At 74.8% G+C, this 6,195-nt stretch carries 5 protein-coding genes; all 5 read left to right on the plus strand.

Annotated elements, in window-relative coordinates; translation table 11 throughout:
• Positions 1 to 2,325 (plus strand): [protein-PII] uridylyltransferase (locus I4I78_RS28690; protein WP_218614633.1); only part of this gene is annotated, 2,325 nt, incomplete at its 5' end.
• A 221-nt stretch (positions 2,326 to 2,546) separates the two neighbouring features.
• Positions 2,547 to 2,885 (plus strand): P-II family nitrogen regulator, encoded by a 339-nt coding sequence (locus I4I78_RS28695; RefSeq protein ID WP_218614634.1) that lies wholly within the window; start codon positions 2,547 to 2,549, stop codon positions 2,883 to 2,885.
• A 60-nt stretch (positions 2,886 to 2,945) separates the two neighbouring features.
• Positions 2,946 to 3,506: an AAA family ATPase gene (locus I4I78_RS28700; RefSeq protein WP_218614635.1), complete on the plus strand. Its 561-nt coding sequence runs from the start codon at positions 2,946 to 2,948 to the stop codon at positions 3,504 to 3,506.
• A 10-nt stretch (positions 3,507 to 3,516) separates the two neighbouring features.
• Positions 3,517 to 5,085 carry a signal recognition particle protein gene (ffh, locus tag I4I78_RS28705; protein ID WP_218614636.1) on the plus strand — a complete coding sequence of 523 codons (1,569 nt, stop codon included), beginning with the start codon at positions 3,517 to 3,519 and terminating at the stop codon, positions 5,083 to 5,085.
• The gene (locus tag I4I78_RS28710; RefSeq protein ID WP_218614637.1) at positions 5,085 to 6,182 is read left to right on the plus strand and encodes an amidohydrolase family protein; all 1,098 of its coding nucleotides are present in this window, start codon (positions 5,085 to 5,087) and stop codon (positions 6,180 to 6,182) included. The genes ffh and I4I78_RS28710 overlap by 1 nt, the downstream gene beginning before the upstream one ends.
• Positions 6,183 to 6,195 lie beyond the last annotated feature (13 nt).

The following is a 6,195-nucleotide window of genomic DNA, read 5'->3' on the forward strand; positions in this document are numbered from 1 at the left end:
GGCGGCCGCCACCACCACGGTCCGGAGGCGCTGCGTGCCGCGCTGGTGGACCTGCACGACTTCTGGCTCTCGTCGCGGTGCGCGAGCATCGGCATCGGTGACGGCGTCTCGCTGGTCGCGGTGGGCGCGCTGGGGCGGCGCGAGCTCTGCCCGTTCTCCGACCTGGACCTGGTGCTGCTGCACGACGGCCGCTCCGGGGTGGACAGGCTCGCCGAACAGCTCTGGTACCCGCTTTGGGACGCCGGGATCGGCCTCGACCACTCGGTGCGCACCCCGGGTCAGGCCGTGCAGATCGCGACGACCGACCTCAGGGCGGCGTTCGGCCTGCTCGAGATCCGGCACATCGCAGGCGACACGGGGCTCTCGGACAAGGTCCGCACCGCCGTCCGGCAGGCGTGGCGGGCCGGCATCCGGAGCCGGTTCGACGAGGTCGCCGATACCACGACCGACCGCTGGACGCGCAACGGGGACGTGGCGCACCGGATCGAGCCGGACCTGAAGAACGGGCACGGCGGGCTGCGCGACGTCGCGCTGATCGACGCGCTGGCCACCGCGCAGCTGGTGGACCGGCCCTCGGCCGAGGTGACCGGGGCGCGCACGCTGCTCCTCGACGTCCGCACCGAGCTGCACCGCCTCTCCGGCCGGGCGCGGGACGTGCTGCGTGCCCAGGACGCCGACGAGATCGCGGCGACGATGGAGGTCGGCGACCGCTTCGACCTGGCCCGCACCCTGTCCGGCGCCGCGCGGGCGGTGGCGTTCGCGACCGAGGTCGGGCTGCGCCAGGCCCGCAGCGCGCTGCCGCGCCGGGGCCTGGCGGCGCTGCGTCGCGCGCCGGTGCGCAGGCCGCTGGACTCCGGGGTCGTCGAGCACGCCGGTGAGGTGACGCTGGCCCGCGACGCGTCGGCGGCGAAAGACCCGGCGCTGGTGCTCCGGGTGGCCGCGACGGCGGCGCGCACCGGCCTGCCGATCGCGGCCGGCACGCTGCACCGGCTCGCCGACACCGCCCCCGAGCTGCGCACCCCGTGGCCGCGGGCGGCGCTGGGCGAGCTGTTGTCGCTGCTGGGTACCGGGCAGGGGATGGTCGAGGTGATCGAGTCCCTGGACCGCACCGGGCTGTGGGGCCGGCTGTTCCCGGAGTGGGGCGCGGTCCGCGACCTGCCGCCGCGCGACCGCACGCACGTCTGGACCGTCGACCGGCACCTGGTGGAGGTCTGCGCGCAGGCGGCGCGGCTGACCACCCGGGTCGCGCGCCCGGACCTGCTGCTTCTCGGCGCGCTGCTGCACGACATCGGCAAGGGCCGCGACGGGGACCATTCGGTGGTCGGCGAGTCGCTGGTCCGCCGGATCGGGACCCGGCTGGGGCTGCGCGGGGCCGACATCGACGTCCTCGGCGCGGTGGTGCGCCACCACCTACTGTTCCCGCACACGGCGACCCGGCGCGACCTGGACGACCCGGCAACGGTCTCGCGGGTGATCGAGACGCTGGAGGGGTCCGCGCCGGGCGCGGACCCGGCGCTGCTGGTGGACCTGCTCGACGCGCTGGCCGAGGCCGACTCGCTGGGCACCGGTCCCGGGGTCTGGAGCCCGTGGCGGCGCACCCTGGTGCAGAACCTGGCCGGGCGCTGCCGCAGCGCGCTGACCGGCGCGCCGTTCGTCGAGCCCGGGCCGCCGGACCCGTCGTCGGCGGAGCTGGTGGCGGTGATGGAGAGCGGGGCGGGGCCGCAGGTCCGGTTCGTCGCCGACGGCGACGTGGCCACCGTGACGCTCGTGCTGCCCGACGACCGCGGCGCCCTGTCCGCCGCCGCCGGGGTGCTGGCCCTGCACTCGCTGCAGGTGCACACGGCCGAGACGTCGACCGTCGCGACCCCGGACGGGCACGGGGCGGTGGTGGAGACGTTCGCGGTCGCCCCGCGGTTCGGTGGCCTGCCGGACCCGGCGCTGGTCCGCGCCGACCTGGTGCGCGTGCTGTCCGGGTCGCTCGCCCTGCCCGAGGCCCTGGCCCGCAAGGAGCGCGACTACGCGCCGTCGAGCCCGGTCGTCGAGCGGACGGCGCCGCCGCGGGTGCTCTGGTTCGACGACGAGGCCACCGGCGCGGTCGTGCTGGAGCTGCGCGCCACCGACCGGATCGGCCTGCTGCACCACGTCACCGCCGCCCTGGAACGCTGCGGGGTCGACCTGCGCTGGGCCCGGGTGGAGACGCTCGGCGCGTCGGTGGTGGACGCGTTCGGCGTCGCCGGCACACCCGGCCCGGGTGCGCGACGGGAGATCGAAGCCGACCTGCTCGCCGTCACCGCCGCCCGCGGGGGCGAGGACCCGACCGCCTGACGCCCGGACCCCGACCCCCGACACGTCCCGCCGGCGTGCGTTCACGTCCACGGACGGCCTGTTCTACGGTGGCGGCCCCGGGCGGCTCGGCAGGCGCCGGCCGTCGTCGCGATGGCCCGGGCGTTCACACTGGGCGCCGTGCCGGCCTGGATGATCCGGAAGACGGTGGGCTTCCGGGACCAGCGGCCGGTCCGCCCCGAGGAACGCGAGGAGAAGTCCCGATGAAGCTGGTGACCGCGATCGTCAAGCCGTTCGTGCTGGGCGAGGTCAAGGACGCGCTGGAGACCCTGGGCGTGCTCGGGATGACCGTGTCCGAGGTGCAGGGCTACGGCCGGCAGAAGGGCCACACCGAGGTCTACCGCGGCGCGGAGTACTCGGTGGACTTCGTGCCGAAGGTGCGGATCGAGGCCGTCGTGGACGACGACGCCGTCGACCGGGTGGTACAGGCCGTGGTCGACGCCGCGCACACCGGCAAGATCGGCGACGGCAAGGTCTGGGTGGTGCCGGTGGACAACGTGGTCCGCGTCCGCACCGGAGAGCGCGGCACCGACGCCCTGTAGGCCGCGCACCCGTGTCGTGATGATCGGAACGATTCGGGCATCCGGGTCGTTGGCGACCGTATGACACTGGCCTCGGCGCCCCCGGTACGGCTGCACGTGCCCGGGCGGACACTCGTGCTCGTGGCCGGGCTGCCCGGCGCCGGGAAGTCGACGCTGCTGGCGACCCTGCCGCCGGAGGACTCGACGGTCGTGCTCGACTCCGAGCGGACCCGGGCCCTGCTGGTCCGACGGCTGCCGGCCGGCACCCCGTACCCGCTCTACCGCTGGGCGGTGCACCTGCTGCACCGCCTGTCGGTGGTCCTGGCCGCGCTGGCCGGGCCGGACACCGTCGTGGTGCACCTGCCCTCGACGACCGGCGGCACCCGGTCGGCGATCCGGCGCCTGGCCCGCCTCGGCGGGCGGGCGGCGCACCTGGTGTGGGTGCACGCCGAGCCCGCCGACGCGCTGGCCGGGCAGCACGTCCGGGGCCGTGTGGTGCGCGGACGGGCCTTCGCCGGGCACGCGGCCCGGGCCGGTGACGTCGCCGCGACGCTGCGCTCGGACGGCCCGCCGGCGGGCTGGGCGTCGGCCCGGGTACTGGATCGGTCCTGCGCCCATCGCGGTCTGCGGATGGCCAAGTAGGCTGTTCAGGGTGTTCGACTCCCTCTCCGAGCGGCTCGGTTCCACCCTCCGCGACCTGCGCGGCAAGGGCCGGCTCTCCGACGCCGACATCGATGCCACCGCACGCGAGATCCGGATCGCCCTGCTGGAGGCGGACGTCGCGCTGCCCGTGGTGCGCGCGTTCATCACCCGCATCAAGGAGCGGGCGAAGGGCGCGGAGGTCTCCGGTGCGCTGAACCCGGCCCAGCAGGTCGTCAAGATCGTCAACGAGGAGCTCGTCGGCATCCTCGGCGGCGAGACCCGGCGGCTGTCGTTCGCCAAGGAGCCGCCGACGGTCATCATGCTGGCCGGCCTGCAGGGCTCCGGCAAGACGACGCTGGCCGGCAAGCTCGGCCGCTGGCTCAAGAGCCAGGGCCACACCCCGCTGCTCGTCGCGTGCGACCTGCAGCGCCCGAACGCGGTCAACCAGCTCCAGATCGTCGGCGAGCGCGCGAGCGTGCCCACGTTCGCGCCGCACCCGGGCGCAACCGGCTCCGGTGAGCTCCCGGAGGGCCCCGGCGACCCGGTGCGCGTGGCCCGCGAGGGCATCGCGCACGCGAAGGAGAAGCTCTACGACGTCGTCGTGGTCGACACCGCGGGCCGACTCGGTGTCGACTCCGAGCTGATGCGCCAGGCCTCCGACATCCGCGAGGCGGTGTCGCCCGACGAGGTGCTCTTCGTCGTCGACGCGATGATCGGTCAGGACGCGGTCGCGACGGCCGAGGCGTTCCGCGACGGCGTCGGGTTCACCGGCGTCGTGCTCACCAAGCTCGACGGCGACGCCCGCGGTGGTGCGGCGCTGTCGGTCCGCGAGGTGACCGGGCAGCCGATCCTGTTCGCGTCCAACGGCGAGAAGCTCGAGGACTTCGACGTCTTCCACCCGGACCGGATGTCCTCGCGCATCCTGGGCATGGGCGACCTGCTCACGCTGATCGAGCAGGCCGAGCAGCACTTCGACGCCGAGCAGTCCGCCGCCACCGCGGCCAAGATGGGCTCCGGCGACCTGACGCTCGAGGACTTCCTCCAGCAGATGCTCGCGATCCGCAAGATGGGCCCGATCGGCAACATCCTGGGGATGCTGCCCGGGGCCAACTCCGGGCAGATGAAGGACGCGCTGTCCCAGGTCGACGACAAGCAGATCGACAAGCTGCAGGCGATCATCCGCGGCATGACCCCGGCCGAGCGCGACGACCCGAAGATGATCAACGCCTCCCGTCGGACACGCATCGCGAACGGCTCCGGCGTCACCGTCTCGGACGTGAACGACCTGGTCAACAGGTTCTTCGACGCGCGCAAGATGATGAAGCAGATGGCCGGGCAGTTCGGCTTCGGCGGGGGCGGGCGCAGCGCCACCAAGAAGGTGCCGAAGAACGCGCGCAAGGCCCGCCAGGCCAAGAAGGGCCGCAAGGGCGGGCCCACGCCGTCGCGCGCCGGGGGCATGCCGGACCTGTCGAACATGCCGAAGACCCTGCAGGAGCTGCCGCCGGGCCTGGGCGGGCTCGACCAGCTGCCGGACGGCTTCGACCCGTCGAAGCTCAACTTCGGGAAGAAGAAGCCCTGATGGGAGACCTGCCCGTCACCGGATGGCGGCTGCGGGGCACGGTCCTGCCCTCGGGCGAGGACACCGAGCTGTGGATCGACGGCGACGGCCGGATCAGCGACACGCCGCTGCCCGGCGCCGAGGACCTCGGGAGCGGCGGGTTCGTCGTCCCGGGCCTGGTGGACGCGCACTGCCACGTCGGGCTCGGGCCCGACGGCCCGGTCGACCTCGACGAGTGCGAGCGCCAGGCCCGCACCGACCGCGACGCCGGCGCGCTGCTCATCCGCGACTGCGGCTCCCCGGTCGACACCTCGCCGCTGCAGGCCCGCGAGGACCTGCCGGAGATCATCCGGGCGGCCCGGCACGTGGCCCGTCCGAAGCGCTACATCCCGGGCCTGGCCGTCGAGCTCGACGACCCGGCGCTCCTGGTCGACGAGGTGCGCCGGCAGGCCGCCGACGGCGACGGCTGGGTGAAGCTGGTCGGCGACTGGATCGACCGCGGGGTCGGCGACCTCGCCCCGCTCTGGCCCGACGACGTCCTCGCCGAGGCGATCTCCGCCGCGCACGAGGCCGGAGCGCGGGTGACCGCGCACGTGTTCGGCACCGACGCCCTGCACGGGCTGGTCGGGGCCGGCATCGACTGCATCGAGCACGGCACCGGGCTGTCCGACGACCTGATCTCGGAGATGGCCGCGCGCGGCACCGCGCTGGTGCCGACGCTGATCAACGTCGAGACGTTCCCGTCGATCGCCGACGGCGCGTCGAAGTACCCGGACTACGCGGCGCACATGCGGGCGCTGCACGCCGGGGCGTCCGACGTCGTGCGCCGTGCCACCGAGGCCGGGATCCCGGTCTACGCGGGCACCGACGCCGGCGGCGGCATCCGGCACGGGCGGATCGTCGACGAGATCGTGGCGCTGCGCGACGCCGGGCACCCGGACCCCCTCGGCGCGGCGAGCTGGTCGGCGCGGAGCTGGCTGCGACGCCCCGGCCCGGAGCCCGGCGCACCGGCCGACCTGGTCGTCTACCGCGACGACCCGCGGGTCGACCTGGAGTCGCTGCGCCACCCGTCGCTGGTGCTGGTGCGCGGGCGCCGGGTACCGGTGGGGAGCGCGTGAGCGCCGAACCGTC

Origin of the sequence: Pseudonocardia sp. KRD291, assembly GCF_019263595.1 — a bacterium.
Classification (GTDB): Bacteria; Actinomycetota; Actinomycetes; order Mycobacteriales; family Pseudonocardiaceae; genus Pseudonocardia.

Excerpts from the sequence above, each read along its gene's own strand:
- I4I78_RS28695 (WP_218614634.1), top strand. The coding sequence starts at position 2,547 with ATGAAGCTGGTGACCGCGATCGTCAAGCCGTTCGTGCTGGGCGAGGTC.
- I4I78_RS28700 (WP_218614635.1), top strand. The coding sequence starts at position 2,946 with ATGACACTGGCCTCGGCGCCCCCGGTACGGCTGCACGTGCCCGGGCGG.
- I4I78_RS28710 (WP_218614637.1), top strand. The coding sequence starts at position 5,085 with ATGGGAGACCTGCCCGTCACCGGATGGCGGCTGCGGGGCACGGTCCTG.